Source organism: Oxalobacter vibrioformis, assembly GCF_027118995.1.
In the GTDB taxonomy this organism is placed as follows: Bacteria; Pseudomonadota; Gammaproteobacteria; order Burkholderiales; family Burkholderiaceae_D; genus Oxalobacter; species Oxalobacter vibrioformis.
Genome location: NZ_CP098242.1, coordinates 2,383,690 through 2,396,857, shown reverse-complemented (window position 1 = coordinate 2,396,857; position 13,168 = coordinate 2,383,690). Strand labels below are relative to the sequence as shown.

Annotated in this window: 20 protein-coding genes; 6 read left to right on the top strand and 14 right to left on the bottom strand. The window is 53.6% G+C overall.

The window, feature by feature from the left end; genetic code table 11:
* Positions 1-79: 79 nt before the first annotated feature.
* On the bottom strand, positions 80-667 hold the full coding sequence (locus NB640_RS11875) for an FKBP-type peptidyl-prolyl cis-trans isomerase (RefSeq protein ID WP_269308907.1): 588 nt from the start codon (positions 665-667) through the stop codon (positions 80-82).
* Between NB640_RS11875 and NB640_RS11870 the strand changes: the two genes are divergently transcribed.
* Positions 666-848, top strand: a complete 183-nt coding sequence (locus NB640_RS11870) for a hypothetical protein (RefSeq protein WP_269308906.1) — start codon at positions 666-668, stop codon at positions 846-848. The genes NB640_RS11875 and NB640_RS11870 overlap by 2 nt on opposite strands.
* A 228-nt stretch (positions 849-1,076) precedes the next feature.
* Positions 1,077-1,754, top strand: a complete 678-nt coding sequence (locus NB640_RS11865) for a hypothetical protein (RefSeq protein WP_269308905.1) — start codon at positions 1,077-1,079, stop codon at positions 1,752-1,754.
* Positions 1,755-1,768: 14 nt separating this feature from the next.
* Here the strand turns inward: NB640_RS11865 and NB640_RS11860 are convergent, their stop codons facing one another.
* Positions 1,769-2,599: a hypothetical protein gene (locus tag NB640_RS11860; protein ID WP_269308904.1), complete on the bottom strand. Its 831-nt coding sequence runs from the start codon at positions 2,597-2,599 to the stop codon at positions 1,769-1,771.
* A 368-nt stretch (positions 2,600-2,967) separates the two neighbouring features.
* Here NB640_RS11860 and NB640_RS11855 point away from each other — a divergent pair, with 368 nt between their 5' ends.
* From NB640_RS11855 to NB640_RS11840, 4 genes are all read left to right on the top strand, one after another.
* A complete protein-coding gene (locus NB640_RS11855) occupies positions 2,968-3,246 on the top strand; it encodes a hypothetical protein (RefSeq protein ID WP_269308903.1) in 279 nt (92 codons plus the stop codon).
* A 177-nt stretch (positions 3,247-3,423) separates the two neighbouring features.
* Entirely contained in the window at positions 3,424-3,879 is a 456-nt protein-coding gene (locus NB640_RS11850) for a hypothetical protein (RefSeq protein ID WP_269308902.1), read from the top strand.
* 1 nt (position 3,880) lies between these two features.
* Entirely contained in the window at positions 3,881-4,420 is a 540-nt protein-coding gene (locus tag NB640_RS11845) for a hypothetical protein (RefSeq protein WP_269308901.1), read from the top strand.
* The gene (locus NB640_RS11840; protein ID WP_269308900.1) at positions 4,417-4,842 is read left to right on the top strand and encodes a hypothetical protein; all 426 of its coding nucleotides are present in this window, start codon (positions 4,417-4,419) and stop codon (positions 4,840-4,842) included. The genes NB640_RS11845 and NB640_RS11840 overlap by 4 nt, the downstream gene beginning before the upstream one ends.
* Positions 4,843-4,959: 117 nt before the next feature.
* On the opposite strand, the gene NB640_RS11835 is transcribed toward NB640_RS11840, so the two are convergent.
* The 12 genes from NB640_RS11835 to NB640_RS11780 are packed head-to-tail and all read right to left on the bottom strand — an operon-like array spanning position 4,960 to position 13,099.
* Positions 4,960-5,610, bottom strand: a complete 651-nt coding sequence (locus NB640_RS11835; RefSeq protein WP_269308899.1) for a hypothetical protein — start codon at positions 5,608-5,610, stop codon at positions 4,960-4,962.
* An 11-nt stretch (positions 5,611-5,621) separates the two neighbouring features.
* Positions 5,622-6,527, bottom strand: a complete 906-nt coding sequence (locus NB640_RS11830) for a hypothetical protein (protein ID WP_269308898.1) — start codon at positions 6,525-6,527, stop codon at positions 5,622-5,624.
* 47 nt (positions 6,528-6,574) lie between these two features.
* A complete protein-coding gene (locus NB640_RS11825; protein ID WP_269308897.1) occupies positions 6,575-7,261 on the bottom strand; it encodes a hypothetical protein in 687 nt (228 codons plus the stop codon).
* Positions 7,258-7,701 carry a hypothetical protein gene (locus tag NB640_RS11820; RefSeq protein ID WP_269308896.1) on the bottom strand — a complete coding sequence of 148 codons (444 nt, stop codon included), beginning with the start codon at positions 7,699-7,701 and terminating at the stop codon, positions 7,258-7,260. The genes NB640_RS11825 and NB640_RS11820 overlap by 4 nt, the downstream gene beginning before the upstream one ends.
* Positions 7,698-9,239, bottom strand: coding sequence for a hypothetical protein (locus NB640_RS11815; RefSeq protein WP_269308895.1), 1,542 nt, complete (start codon positions 9,237-9,239; stop codon positions 7,698-7,700). Before NB640_RS11815 ends, NB640_RS11820 begins: the two co-directional genes overlap by 4 nt.
* The gene (locus NB640_RS11810; RefSeq protein ID WP_269308894.1) at positions 9,239-9,946 is read right to left on the bottom strand and encodes a phage adaptor protein; all 708 of its coding nucleotides are present in this window, start codon (positions 9,944-9,946) and stop codon (positions 9,239-9,241) included. The genes NB640_RS11815 and NB640_RS11810 overlap by 1 nt, the downstream gene beginning before the upstream one ends.
* Entirely contained in the window at positions 9,943-10,176 is a 234-nt protein-coding gene (locus NB640_RS11805) for a hypothetical protein (RefSeq protein ID WP_269308893.1), read from the bottom strand. Before NB640_RS11805 ends, NB640_RS11810 begins: the two co-directional genes overlap by 4 nt.
* Entirely contained in the window at positions 10,173-10,406 is a 234-nt protein-coding gene (locus NB640_RS11800) for a hypothetical protein (protein WP_269308892.1), read from the bottom strand. Before NB640_RS11800 ends, NB640_RS11805 begins: the two co-directional genes overlap by 4 nt.
* Positions 10,403-10,930: a hypothetical protein gene (locus NB640_RS11795; protein ID WP_269308891.1), complete on the bottom strand. Its 528-nt coding sequence runs from the start codon at positions 10,928-10,930 to the stop codon at positions 10,403-10,405. Before NB640_RS11795 ends, NB640_RS11800 begins: the two co-directional genes overlap by 4 nt.
* A gap of 9 nt (positions 10,931-10,939) precedes the next feature.
* Complete coding sequence (locus NB640_RS11790) at positions 10,940-11,857, bottom strand: hypothetical protein (RefSeq protein WP_269308890.1); 918 nt, start codon at positions 11,855-11,857, stop codon at positions 10,940-10,942.
* A gap of 4 nt (positions 11,858-11,861) precedes the next feature.
* Positions 11,862-12,749, bottom strand: coding sequence for a hypothetical protein (locus NB640_RS11785; protein ID WP_269308889.1), 888 nt, complete (start codon positions 12,747-12,749; stop codon positions 11,862-11,864).
* A 14-nt stretch (positions 12,750-12,763) separates the two neighbouring features.
* Positions 12,764-13,099: a hypothetical protein gene (locus tag NB640_RS11780; protein WP_269308888.1), complete on the bottom strand. Its 336-nt coding sequence runs from the start codon at positions 13,097-13,099 to the stop codon at positions 12,764-12,766.
* Positions 13,100-13,168: the final 69 nt, after the last annotated feature.

The following is a 13,168-nucleotide window of genomic DNA, read 5'->3' as shown; positions in this document are numbered from 1 at the left end:
TTTCTGGTTGACAGGCCAGTGGCAATTTTGTTGCCGCCGTAGAATAGGCCTGAGTTTTGGCTGGGTCCAGGGGCTACCCCTAACCCACGATGGCAATCAGTTCGATGATGAAGTAAAGCGTGGTATCGCCCCAGATAAAATCCACGGGCCGCGCACCATTGGCCGAGCCGGGCGGGCAGGTGAATTTGACCTTGCTGCCGACATTCATCTCCGGTATGCCGGTCTGCCAGCAGCCGATGACATCCGAGAGCTTGTAGATGGACGGGTACCGGCGGGAATAGGAACGGTCAAACTCGGTGCCGTCTTCCAGGTGCCCGATGTACTGAATATGGACAATGGCATTGGGCGCCGGCTTGGGGCCGTCTGCCGCGCGCATCACTTCCATTTTGACGCCATTGTAAAGCGTGATCTCGTTGGGGTTGCGCTTGGGCAGCGCATTGGTTGCCGCCGGCAGCGCATTGGTTGCCGCTGGCGAAACGACGGCGGGCTGCGCCTGGGGTTGGGCCTGCTGGGTCTGTGGCTGCGCTTGTGGCTGTTGTGCTGGCGCTGCCTGTGGCTGCGCCGCCTGCTGGGCAGGCTCCTGCGCACTGGCCTGCGGCATGGCAAGCGCTGTGCCGACCAGTATGACAAGGGCGAAGGTAACGAAAGAGGAAAATTTGCGGTTCATGAATGCCACGACAGAATATACAGGCATATTAAACCATGAAACCCGGCTTTATGCATCTTTTCCAGCCAGGAAATACCGGTGCAGGGCGGCGCCAATTCACAAAAAACGCCAGGCGCTGGAAGACTTTGCCGGTGAGCGGGACGGGCTTATGGGAAATGTGCGGTTCAATTACCGGTTCTGAGGGAAACCAGCCCGATATGCCGATATTTCGTAGCGTGTGCCAAATGCAATGCGGCGCACGATGGGCGTACGCCAAGGGGGAGCGCTTTTTCTTTGCCTGCGCCTGGGTTCGTGCGCCTCGCCGTCACACTACAGCCCAGCAAACGGATAATCTTTTTGTCTGCCAACAAATATCACTATGATGGCTGTGTCCGTGTTAGCATTTCAGGATTGGCATTTCTGGAGTCCCATGAAATTTTTCCGGTCCCCTTATCTTTCTTTCTGGCTGGCAGTGCTGGTTTCCCTTCTCGGACTGGCCTTCTGGGTATCGTGCTCGCCAGAAACGGTATTTCGCTACACCAGCGAATCCGGCCCGATTGAACGCCTGACAGAATGGGCCTATCTGGGGGCCATGGGCATCACACTCCTTTTCGGTGTCTCTCTCTTGAAACGCAAAACCCTCGTCGCCGTCCTGATTGTACTGGGCTATATGGCCGCCCGTGAGGCAGACCTTCACAAGGCGCTCTTTTCCATCAGCATCCTGAAAATCAAATTCTGGCTTTCCGGCAGCTATCCCTTAACCAGCAAGCTGATTGCCGCTGCTGTCCTGCTGCCCGTCGCCTGGGCGGTAGGGTACCTGCTGGCCTTTCGCACCATCTCTGTCCTGGCCGGTGTGCGTGAACGCATGTCCCATGCCATTTCGATAATCATGATCGTGGCGGTGACAGCCATCTCGAAAGTGCTTGACCGCTCGCTCAATGCCCTGGTTGAACTGTTTGGCTGGCAGTTTCCCCAATGGCTCTGGTCTTTCCAGGCGTCGCAGGAAGAGCTGCTCGAATGCCTGATTCCCTTCCTCTTCCTCGTGGCACTCTTCCAGTACCGCAGCTACATCCGCCAGCGCGGCATGTCGTTCTTTTCCAATTACTGAGAAGATGGCGCCAGTCAGTCAGAATAGCCCATGTGCCGGGCCATGCCGTCCAGCTCTTTCACCAGATCGGGCCGCGAAGCCTCAATAGCCCGTACCCGTGCTTCGCGGTATTCTGCCGCTGTCATACCGGATGCGGCCGTTTTCTGCCGGGTGGCTTTGGGTGTACCTGAGGCAGCCTTCCCAGCGCGTTCTTTTGAGCGAGCGTACTGGCTGGCGGCACTGGCGTTTTTCCGGGCAGTATCGGCTTTCACCTTCCTGTCGTACATGCCCGCCGTGTGCGGATTGCCCACACTGATTTCACCCGTGCCTTTATTCACCACATAGCCGCTGCCGCCAATACTGGAGTAAGGCGCATAAGGCTTGCCGGAAATGATTGCCATGGTGCGGTTGTAGTTTTCCACATCGCCATTTTCAAGGTATCCCATTGCCCTCTCGCGCAATGCCTGCTCCTGGAATTCGGATACCGCTTCGGCAAAGCGCTTGACATTGCGATCCCCGGTGACACGGTACGCCTGCATGGCGCGCACCATGTACTCCGGCGTTTCACCCGCTTCATCCCTTTCATCGAAGGCGTAGGTCATTTCCCTTTCCTGCGCCAGGCGATAGCGTTCCGTATCGGCTTTTGCCTGGTTGAAGGTATTGCCGTTTTTTACCGTTTTGCCGCTACTTGCGGCATCCTCGCCTGTCAGGATACGGGCTATACCCTTTTTACTCTTTGCCGACAGCTCGGTGCGCGGCATTTTGCGGTACGAGCGGCTATAGTAGCGCTGGGCAAAAACCGATCCGGCAAACAGGAGCAATACCACCGCCAGGAAAAAGCGCAACAGCACTTTTTCAGACGGCATACACCGCCGGAAAGCAGGAAGACGGCCGGAAAACAGCATCGGGAAACAGCATGGCTTTAACATGGTTTTATTCAGGGCAAGACACAAGGCAGCCTGAAATGGTTCAGCCTGCTCTTACTTTATATCACAATTTTTTTCGCATCCATGACATTTTTATTGCATCGAAAACGAGAGCAGGTATCATGAACTTTCCCTATCAGGAAATCTCTGATTAACGTGTCTTGTGAGATGAAGTGCAAGGCGCACGGAGCGCAGCAGGCGCGGCATATCTTGAGATAGACAAGCTTGCGAGCCCCGCGCAACGCAGCAATTCGTTCACCCGACGCGTTAATCAGAGATTTCTGGCTCCTGTTTTCATGGAGAATGCTATGTCACCTGAACAAATGACCCTCTACTGGGGCAAAGGCTGCCCGAGCTGCACGACACTGGAAGCATATTTCGCTGCCAATACGCCCGAGCGCCTTGCAACCATCAACCGCAAGGAAATCTACCACAACAAGGCGCACTACGAAGAGCTGCGTGAAGTCGGAAAAGCCTACGGCATCCCGGAAGAATTCATCGGCGTCCCCTTTCTCGCCATGGGCGAAAAACACCTGATGGGCAATGCCAGCATCATTGCTTATCTGGAGGATGTGCTGCCGGAGTAAGCGAAAAATTGCTGCCGCAATATTCTTATCACTAAAAGATAGACGTCTTTGTTGCATTTGGATACACTTGGCTGTCAATTTTTAATTGGCGGCCTTATTTTTTGCGCATTTTTCTTGTGCAAAGAAAACAATACCCCTAAAAAACACAAAAATAAAAAGAATTAAGGAGAGAAATAAATGCAGAAAAAAGCAAAAATATTCTTGCTCCTGGGAATGGTTTTACCATTTTTTTTATCAGGATGCTTAACGGCATCTCACCATAGAGAGCAGGTTCAGGACGACTCAACGGACAGGATGACCGTCGGGAAAGTTCAGCGGGAAATAAGAGTTGGTATGAGTGGAGCAGAAGTCGCACAGGTACTTGGCTCACCCAATATTGTTTCTACCGATGAAGAACGCAGGGAAGTCTGGATTTACGACAAGATAGCAACCGATCGGGCATATTCAACGAGTAGTGGTGGAGTAAGTGCACTGATTCTTGGATGGGGTGGAGGTGCTGCAGGAGCGGGTTCTGGTGGCATCAGCGGCTCTTCAGGTGCGTCATCGACCAGCCAAAGAACCCTGACTGTCATTATCAAGTTTGGCAAGGACAATAAAGTCAGAGATTTTGCATACCATACCTCAAGGTTCTGATATGAAAAAAAAATCGTTTCTGGCTTTATTAGCAACCGTATTGCTCGCTTCCTGTGTCACGATTCCACCGAATACGTTTGTTGTTGACCAGACCCAGTTGGAGCAGCGCCAAGCAGAAACAAGACGTTATGACGGTATGGAAGAAGAAGCCATTCTTCAAGCCAGCGCCAATGTGCTTCAGGATCTGGGATATGCGATGGGAGACTCTGAACTCAGACTTGGTATTTTAACGGGCAGTAAAGAGCGTGATGCAACCGATGGTGGTGAAATCGCCGTGTCAATTTTTGTTGCACTTTTAACCGGTGCAGCAACGCCTGTCAGCCAGGACCAGACCATTAATGTCCTTCTTGTCGTTCGCCCTGTCCTGGACAGTAACGGCAAGGCCGTCAAAAACAGTCATTATGTTCGTGTTTCTTTTCAGCGAATCGTTCGATTAACCAATGGCGCAACACGTGTACAAACCCTGAAAGATCCCGAGTTGTACCAGGAATTTCATGACAAATTATCCAAATCCGTCTTTATTGAGGGACAAAAAATATGAAGAAATACTTCTTACCCATAATTCTGCTGTGCAGTATCGTTTTATCCGGCTGTGTTGCAACGACCAAAGATCGAGTTCTTGATTCTGACGAGGAATCGCAATTACAGAAACGCAGCTATCAGACACGTGTATTTGACACAGCCGATAAGGATAAGGTCATGAGGGCAACGGTTTCAACCCTGCAGGATCTGGGCTTTCTCGTTAACCAGGCGAATTTCCAGCTAGGCACTATTACTGCGACAAAAATGGATGGATACACCACGAAAGCCACTGTCAACGTGCGCCAAAAAGGCCAGAAACAGATGAGCGTGCGTATTAATGCCCAATTCAATAATGCGCCGGTAACCGAACCACAACACTATCAGAACTTCTTCGCATCGCTTGAAAAGTCGCTGTTTTTAACTGCTCATGCCGGTGAGTAAATAGAAACATTTGTACCATTAAGAAAAGGGCATATCTGTAAAAAGATATGCCCTTTTCCTATCTGAGAGTGTTGCAGATTTATACCAAGCAGCCGATATTATATGATTTGTTATCTATCAGAAAAAATCGGCATTACTGAATACATCACCAATTGTTTTTGCATCTTTTAACGAAGAGGCTACGCCAGCAGAGCCAACGCCTGACGCAACCCCGCCCAGGATATTCAGCCCCGTATTGGGCCTCCCTGCCTCATCGATTTTCATCTTGTCCACGCCATACTGGCCACCAGCGAAATTACCCAGACGGGCAACATCACTGGCAGCGTCAGCCATGCCGATCCCTTCGTTCTGCCGCAGGCGGTTGGCACTTCGTTGCTTGCCAAAAAGTCCCGCCAGTTCCTGCGCCATTTTCTGCTGGCTGGCATTGGACCTGGCCTTGGCTGCCTGGTAATCCGAAGACACATTGCCGGCAGTGGTTGTTTTGATGGTATTGGCAGCTTGCGCCGTTTCCACCGGCTGGTAAAACGCCTGTGTCAGTTCTTCTGTCAGTTCATCCTGTTTTTCCTGCCGGTTTTCCGTTTTGTATTCCTCCGCCTGTTTCAGCGTCCGCTCCTCGGCCTGCCGCTGGAACTCATTCTGGCGGCGCATGGCGTCTTCCGTTGCCTGCCGCTGCCGTCTGGCCGCATCTGACGCTGCCTTGGCCTGCATGGCAGCACCGGCAACCATGGTCACGATAGACGCGACTAAAAGTTCATCAACTCCAAACATTGATCGCCTCCTTATTCATTGATCTTGTAAAACGTGCGTCCCTCGTACCCGGTTTGTCCGACCGTACCGCTGGAATTGTTGAGATTGAACGCGCCGCTGGCATCTCCACTGCTGTTGCCGTAATACTTGGACGTGAGGTATGCCTGCCCCATATCGTCAAAGAGACTGCCGATGCTGGCCGTCGCCCGCTCGGCATAGGCACTGTCTGCCGCATTGTCCAGGCTTTGTTGCGCGAGGCTTTGTGCCGTGCCGGAGCCGATGTCGGACTGCGCCATGGAAATGAGCGACTGCCGGTTTCTCTCATCCTGGAGTTTCAGGTTGGCAGCAGCACTGTCGGCAAGGCCGGTGGCCTGCATGAGCCCTTCATTGTTCTTGCGCTGCAGTTCGGCATTGGAATCAATATCCACCGAGCCGCCCAAAAGGCCGTTTCTGGCCAGGCCAAAACGGTTGGATCGCTCTGCATTTTCATACTGGCGCTCCACGTCACGGGAGTTGATGTCATAGATCGCCTCCTTATGCTCATCGTATAACTTCTGACGCTCATTGGTTGGCACATAAGACACGTTCCGGTTGTAAAACATGCCGTTATTAAAATTATCCTGCCCCTGTTGGAACACAGGATCTACATCATCTCCGACCTCATGATGAAACATGTACTGAATTTTCGGCTTTTTCGCACTCCATATGCGGTTGCCCTGCTGATCGAAATAGTCCTGTTCAGGATTCCAGCTTGTGGCCTTGTCATAGGTGACAACTTCACGCGCTGAATCAAAAATATTATTGATGGTATTTACAGCCGCCTGAATGCGTTCTTGCCGTTGCCTTTCCATTTTTTCGGCCGATTTGGAGCTGCCGCCCCCCTTGTGGCAGGTACGAAGCCCATCCGCACCATAACCATTGTGTTTGCTGAATATCACGTTGTCTCCCTGTCGTCTGTCATTTGTGAATCCGTATTTCTCCCTTGTTAATTGTTCACGCCACGGAAGACATGCCCCTGATAATTTGACTGCCCGGCCGTACCGCCGGAATTGTTGAGATTGAACGCACTGCTGCTATCCCCGCTGCTGTTGCCGTGGTATTTGGCACTGAGATACGCCTGTCCCATATCATCAAAGAGACTGCCGATGCTGGCCGTCGCCCGGTCGGCATAAGCATTGTCTGCCGCATTGGCAAGGCTTTGCTGCGCGAGGCTTTGTGCCGTGCCGGAACCGATGTCGGACTGCGCCATGGAAATGAGCGACTGCCGGTTTCTCTCATCCTGGAGTTTCAGATTGGCCGCCGCGCTGTCGGCAAGCCCGGTGGCCTGCATGAGCCCTTCATTGTTCTTGCGCTGCAGTTCAGCATTGGAATCAATATCAACCGAGCCGCCTAAAAGGCCGTTTCTGGCCAGGCCAAAACGGTTGGATCGCTCGGCATTTTCATACTGGCGCTCCACGTCACGGGAATTGATGTCATAGATCACATCTTTCTGCTCATCGTACAGTTTATCCCTGTCCGACTGGGCAAAAATTGAATTGATGGCATCAACAGCCGCTGCAATACGCGCCTGGCGCTGCTTTTCCATTTTTTCGGCAGATTTGGAACTGCCGCCTCCCTTGTGGCAGGTACGAAGCCCATCCGGGCCGTATCCGTTGTGTTTGCTGAATATCACGATGCTTCTCCTTTATGGTTGAGATCCAGCCTGACAAGCTGGTATGTGGTTACAAAATGATGCTGTGCGAAAATCCGGGCCATGCCCTGGCTGCAGCTGGCTTCTATCCAGTCCGCACCTGCGTTTTTTGCCCACACCCCGAAATCTTTCAGGAAACGGGCCATGACTTCATGTGATTTTTTGCCGCCCATGGCGAGATAATTCACTGCGAGTTTTTGCGGGTAATGCCTGAATTCGAAAGCCAGTGCCATGATGATTTTTCCTGCCTCACGGACAAGACTGATAACGATACTGCCATCCATTGCCATCCGGTAAATATCGTCGACAGTAAATTCCCCGTGCGTTGCGCGTACCACGACTTTGTGGAAAAGGGGTTGTAACTCTTCCCAGTCTGCCTGGACAGCTTCACCCGTCGTCAGAAACTCCATACGCATACTCATAGCGGCCCCTGTATCTCGTAATAGATGGTCAGCGCATTCAACTGGAACGGCTTGCCATCCTTGTTGCGGAATCGCGGTGAAAATTCGGTGCCGGTTGCATCGAGCGGAATCAGGCCGCCCGGGCGGGTATTACCGATCACCCGGATTTCCTCGGTAAAGGCTTCGGTATTCCTCACATCAAACCCGAGCGAAAAATAGCATTCGCCTTCCATGACAAGATCAATGGCATAGACGCGCTTTAACATGCCATCCGACTTGAAATCCAGATACGCCATCTGCAAAACGACCTCATACTCTTCCCCGTCATCGGTATGCTGCTCTTCGGAAAGCTGGTAAACATCATCCCCGCTTCTCAGGTAAAGCACCCCGTCCAGCTCGGCAAGGGCATCCACATCAAAAGGCAGCTCATAGCGGCTCCAGGCGGCAATCCCGGAACTCTTGGAAACGGAATAGACAAATATCTGCCTGCCAATCGCACAGAGATACTGCCCGGTGCCGTAAAAATAAGCGGCTTTGGGCAGCGATGTCGCCTCCTTTAGCACCGGCCTTACCAGCGTATCAATGGGCGAACCGATATCCAGGTCTGCCAGCTTGGTCATGAGCTGGCGGGTCGTAATCGAGCGAAAGCCGAAGTCCGAGAGGAAATACAGATCACCCGAAACCGTCGCCAGTGATTGGGGATAGGAAGTGCCGACATTTTCCACAATCTCGTCTAAGCGCATGACACTCGGGTCTGGATCGGCTATCCATACCTGTGCCCCATCGCGTGTGAGCGCCACCAGACGGTTGGCATAAATGCCCAGCGCATTCGTGGCACGGTCGCCCCTGGCATTTAACCCGGTTGGCAAAAAGCCGGCGTCATCGGCTTCTGTCCAGTCTGTCGGGGCGCCTGTCCTGGAATAACGCACGGTTGAGCCATCCGGTGATACGGCAAATATCTTTGATGCCAGCTTGAGGACCGCCGTAGTATGAGGACAATTTTCATCCGTAATCTGGGTGACAAAGGGCAAATCAGGCGCTTGTTCTTCCGTTTCTTCTTCACCCTCGCTTTCTTCTTCCCCGGCACCGTCAGATCCTTCCGCTGTGCTCTCACTTTCCTTATCTTCGCTTTCCGCTTCCTCTTCAGGCTCAGCTTCGTCTTCGGGCTCAGGCTGCAGATAATGATGCAAGGTTGTCTCTCCATACCCGGCCACGACATACAAATAGCCATTGAAGACGTCGGCAAAATGGATATCTGTGATCGTGTCGAGTGTCTCATCCCTGCAGGTCAGGCGGTTTGCCTGGAAACGCGCATCCGTATGCGTTATTTCGCCAAAGGCGCTGCCGTAGAAGGTGTGGAGCTTGCCCAGGGCGGCAACCAGTCCCTTTGTACCGGCCTCCAGTGTCGCCATCTTTTTGAGGCCGGGACGTTTCGAGGTGGCAAGCCCTGTCGTCACGTAGGCATTTTTCATTTCGCGCAGCCGGTTGGCATCCGATACCGATGCCGCCTTGCGGTGGTCAATGCCCAGCTCGAATTTGTCAAAGGTAATGGCAGGCATTATCGGCCTCCCGGCGTGTAATGGTAGGAGCCGTTTTCCCCGTTTACCCGGCCGTCACCGGTATGATCGCCTCCATTGATGAAATAGCGCCGGTTCTGGTGCTGCCGGACTTTTTCCAGCCTGAGCAGATTGGTGCAGGCCGATACCGCCACCTGCGCATCCGGATGGCGATAGTGGGATTTGGCCAGCGACAGCGCATACAGGAAAACGAGCCGGTCAGATATGCCCGGCCGGTCAGACGGCTGGTTAAAACGCGGCCTGGATGCAATATATTCAACCATCAGGCCATATGCCCTGTCCGGTATGGGCCAGAGCTCTATCTGCCCGTTCAGCGTTTCATAGCGCACCGGCTGGCTGCGGCTCGCATCTCCCCGCTCTCCCTCGCTGATGCCCTGTATGAGCGGATAGCGTTCATTGCCATCGACAATCCAGACCAACTGGACAAGCTGGGGATCAATATCCTCATCCTCGATATCGTTATGCCAGTCATAAAGGTATGAACCGGGCTCCAGCGTGATCACCGTTTTCTTGCGCATCATGACCGGATTCAGTTGCGCATACATGATGTCGTGCGCTTCCTGTAAAAATGATGTAAAAACGGCATTGTTATTGTTGGATGCGGGTCCCTGTGCGACAAATCCCATCCGGGATTTCAGCTCGGTCAGAAGCTCGCCCAGGGTGCGGTTACGTTGTGAGAGGCCGTTCATGCTGCTCCTTTCTGTACGGGATGGACAAACGCACACCGCGTCTCCAGACGTGTCATGCGCATATCAAGCTGGGTCACCTCCTCGCGTGTCTCGCGCTCGGCTTCGATGAGTCCCTGCTTGATCTCGTCAAGCTGTGTCTGGATGCGTGAGCCAAACCAGGCGAGAATCATGGTCAAAAGCGCCAATAACGCGCCAATGGCCTGCAGGAGATAAGGGATGATTTCATTCATTTCACCCTCCTGAATTCAGGCGGCAACTGGCTGCGATCCAGCTCCGATTCATAGGCCTGGCGGCAATGATCCGCCTCCCAGAAAAAGAGGCTGTCAATGATGATTCGCAGGATGCGCCAGTGCGTTTTTCTGTGCTGTTGGCGCCAGGCGCGTGAGGAAAGCGTTTCATCGGCCCACCCGCCAAAAAGCGCATTGAAAAGCTGGTCGATGGCTATCAGGATCTGTTTCATGACGGCCACTCCATTTTTGGAAGCAGAGCAATCAGTGCTTCTTTTGCCGGGATTTCACGCTGCCCTGCCAGCACTTCTTCCTGCAACGCATAACAGCGTTCCCATACCCGGCTTCTCCAGCGCTTGAAGGCAAGGCCTTCGGCGTCAAATTTCGCATTGCCGGTATCACCATAAGTGCAGATAGTCAGTGTGCCATCATAGTTGCGCTCCTGTGCCGTGGCATCCAGATGCTCATCCACATAAGCCAGCAGCATCTCCCGGATATCCGCCTCGGTTGGCGGGGCGATCATTGCCTGGATGCCGGAAGGATCAAGTTTTTCTATCACTTCTTCATAGGCAAAGTCTGCCTTGGGGGCAAACGCGATAATGAAGTCCGCCAGGGCATCTCCTTCAAGAAGCATCCCGTCTTTTACCGGCAGGGGCAGATTCAGCACCGCTGTCTTTCCTGTGCCCGTTTCTGTGTAGCTGACCAGAAACACTCTGTTCTTGAGGTCAAACGCTTTGATTTCGTAATGAATATTCATTTCATTTCCTTAGTTGAGTACTGCGCCATACAGGCTGCCTGTTGCAAGCCATGTGACGTGTTTGTTTCCCTGGATGGCAGCACCGCCTGCACCGCCAGCCCTATGGTCTCCGTACCACGAGCTCTGGTACCTGCCTTGCCCGCTTGTACCTCCGTTAAACCCTGCCCAACCACCACCGCCACCACTGCCCCCGGCGTAGTCTTTGCCTTCTGTGCCACCGTTGCCGCCCGGTCCATAATTGCCACCGGCTCCACCAGCCACATGAGTTCCGTTTCCGCCGCTGTGACCGCCTGCGCCTGCGGCTGTGAGTGAAGCAGTCCCGCCGCCGCCTCCGGTGCGTTTTGACCCGCCCATGTTTGCCGATCCTCCTGATCCGTATGGCATACCGCCGCCGCCGCCTCCACCGCCTCCGGAGTTTCCACCTCCACCTCCGCCTCCGCCTCCACCGCCTCCGGCGATGACTCCGTTGTTGGTTATTGCAGTGTTGGCAGATTGCACCAACAGACCGGGGCCACCTGGATTTCCGACAACCGATGTGTATCCGTTACCCGCTCCATACCCGCCGTTTCCTCCTCGGCCAAGTATCCAGCCGCTGTTTACGAGAAGCAGCCCTTCAGGAAAACTGCCTGAAACAGTCAGTGCAGGAACCGCTGTGCTTGTTGAATAAATATAAATATCCGCAGGAATATTTGCGATGAGAAAACTTTGCCCATCCCAGCCGGCAGCCAGGGCCATCGCCCTGATATCCACATCAGCAACACTGTTGGCAATGGTGAGAACAAACTCACTGGCATAGAATTGCCGCGCCACGCCATTAATGCCGACATATCCCTTCTTCACCCTGCGTGCGGAGCCATCGACGCCCACATACATTTTCCGGACAGCCGCCGCTGTATTTCCGTATCCGATATAGCTTTTCTTTGTCATGGCATCACTCGTAAAGCAGGTAAAGCGACCCTGTCGCCAAAGGCGTGACGCCCGGGGTTACGTCTGTGGTGCCGAAAGTGATGACCTGGCGGAGCTTGCCGGGGGTAATGATGGTCGAATCATCAACACCTGCTGCTATTTCATCCAGCGTTGCGATACGGGCAACACCGGTATGGCTTTCTGTGGCGTTCATCATATCCACCGCAAAATAGCCGTCGATATGGAACACAATCTGCTGCTCCAGCCGGATGCTGCCAGGCTTTAACGCACCGCCATTGCTGTTTCTTAAAGGATAAATGCCCCCCCCGATCCTGATCGATGGCGTTGCTGTCCTGTTGGTCTCGGGTACGCGGATCTGCAATACCAGTTGATCCTTGAGGGCAACCTCACCCGGAAAGACCAGGGCATCGCCTGTTCCTGTGCAGATACCCTTCACAAGCATTTCAGAAGCAATCGCAGCACGCTCAGCGGCAAGGGCAGCACTTTGCGATGCAGAAAGCGCATCGGCAGAAGCCGAGACGGCACAGGATGCTGCCGCAGCAGCATCCTTTTTCACTTGCTCCGCAATCTTTTCCGCCTCATCAATATCGATGATGGCAGCAATCGCTTCCGCCCGGTCTGCCGCCGCCTCTGCCCTGTCCAGCTCATTCTGGACATCCGAGCGTACTGCGGCGGAAAGATCCTGCACGATCTGATCGTCCAGCGAGTCATACGTCACCACGTCAGGGCGCAACCTCCCGTCATCGGCCTGGAGGATCGCCAGGTTTGCCCGGATATCGTTGATGGAATTGGATGTCTTGTCCAGCTCGGCATTCAATGCGGAATGATCCGTTTCATGTCCGAAATCATCGGCAAAATTCTTTCCGCGCGTGTATTTGGGAGGTTGTGCCATGACGTCCTCCTCTCTCAGTCTTTGGCAGCGTCGGATCGCCCACGACCCGCACGCGGCTTTTTCGCCGCCTCAATGGCATTGTCCAGCGCACGCGTCATGCGCTTGCCATAGACAGACTCCACCAGCTCTTCGCCGTACTTGATCTCAAGACGGGCATACTCGTCCTCAGCAGCCTTGAAATCACCTGCTGCCGTGCCATTGCCGTTTTCGTCCGCACGGGCGTTGTCGCTGTTCAGGACATTTTCTGTACCAAAAAGCGCCTGCAAAAGTGCAATCTCGTATTCCGGCACAAAAACCGGGGTGAGGGTATGGGCGTCACGGCGGACATGAATTGTGTACAAGGGTGTCATAAAATTCCTTTTATCGTCAGTTTGTCCCGCCGCCGAAGCGGCGGGACGTTGGAAAGGGTTACGGCTTTG

Coding starts and splice junctions, on each gene's coding strand:
- NB640_RS11870 (WP_269308906.1), top strand. CDS start 666: ATGAATGCCACGACAGAATATACAGGCATATTAAACCATGAAACCCGG.
- NB640_RS11875 (WP_269308907.1), bottom strand. CDS start 667: ATGAACCGCAAATTTTCCTCTTTCGTTACCTTCGCCCTTGTCATACTG.
- NB640_RS11865 (WP_269308905.1), top strand. CDS start 1,077: ATGAAATTTTTCCGGTCCCCTTATCTTTCTTTCTGGCTGGCAGTGCTG.
- NB640_RS11860 (WP_269308904.1), bottom strand. CDS start 2,599: ATGCCGTCTGAAAAAGTGCTGTTGCGCTTTTTCCTGGCGGTGGTATTG.
- NB640_RS11855 (WP_269308903.1), top strand. CDS start 2,968: ATGTCACCTGAACAAATGACCCTCTACTGGGGCAAAGGCTGCCCGAGC.
- NB640_RS11850 (WP_269308902.1), top strand. CDS start 3,424: ATGCAGAAAAAAGCAAAAATATTCTTGCTCCTGGGAATGGTTTTACCA.
- NB640_RS11845 (WP_269308901.1), top strand. CDS start 3,881: ATGAAAAAAAAATCGTTTCTGGCTTTATTAGCAACCGTATTGCTCGCT.
- NB640_RS11840 (WP_269308900.1), top strand. CDS start 4,417: ATGAAGAAATACTTCTTACCCATAATTCTGCTGTGCAGTATCGTTTTA.
- NB640_RS11835 (WP_269308899.1), bottom strand. CDS start 5,610: ATGTTTGGAGTTGATGAACTTTTAGTCGCGTCTATCGTGACCATGGTT.
- NB640_RS11820 (WP_269308896.1), bottom strand. CDS start 7,701: ATGAGTATGCGTATGGAGTTTCTGACGACGGGTGAAGCTGTCCAGGCA.
- NB640_RS11815 (WP_269308895.1), bottom strand. CDS start 9,239: ATGCCTGCCATTACCTTTGACAAATTCGAGCTGGGCATTGACCACCGC.
- NB640_RS11810 (WP_269308894.1), bottom strand. CDS start 9,946: ATGAACGGCCTCTCACAACGTAACCGCACCCTGGGCGAGCTTCTGACC.
- NB640_RS11805 (WP_269308893.1), bottom strand. CDS start 10,176: ATGAATGAAATCATCCCTTATCTCCTGCAGGCCATTGGCGCGTTATTG.
- NB640_RS11800 (WP_269308892.1), bottom strand. CDS start 10,406: ATGAAACAGATCCTGATAGCCATCGACCAGCTTTTCAATGCGCTTTTT.
- NB640_RS11795 (WP_269308891.1), bottom strand. CDS start 10,930: ATGAATATTCATTACGAAATCAAAGCGTTTGACCTCAAGAACAGAGTG.
- NB640_RS11790 (WP_269308890.1), bottom strand. CDS start 11,857: ATGACAAAGAAAAGCTATATCGGATACGGAAATACAGCGGCGGCTGTC.
- NB640_RS11785 (WP_269308889.1), bottom strand. CDS start 12,749: ATGGCACAACCTCCCAAATACACGCGCGGAAAGAATTTTGCCGATGAT.
- NB640_RS11780 (WP_269308888.1), bottom strand. CDS start 13,099: ATGACACCCTTGTACACAATTCATGTCCGCCGTGACGCCCATACCCTC.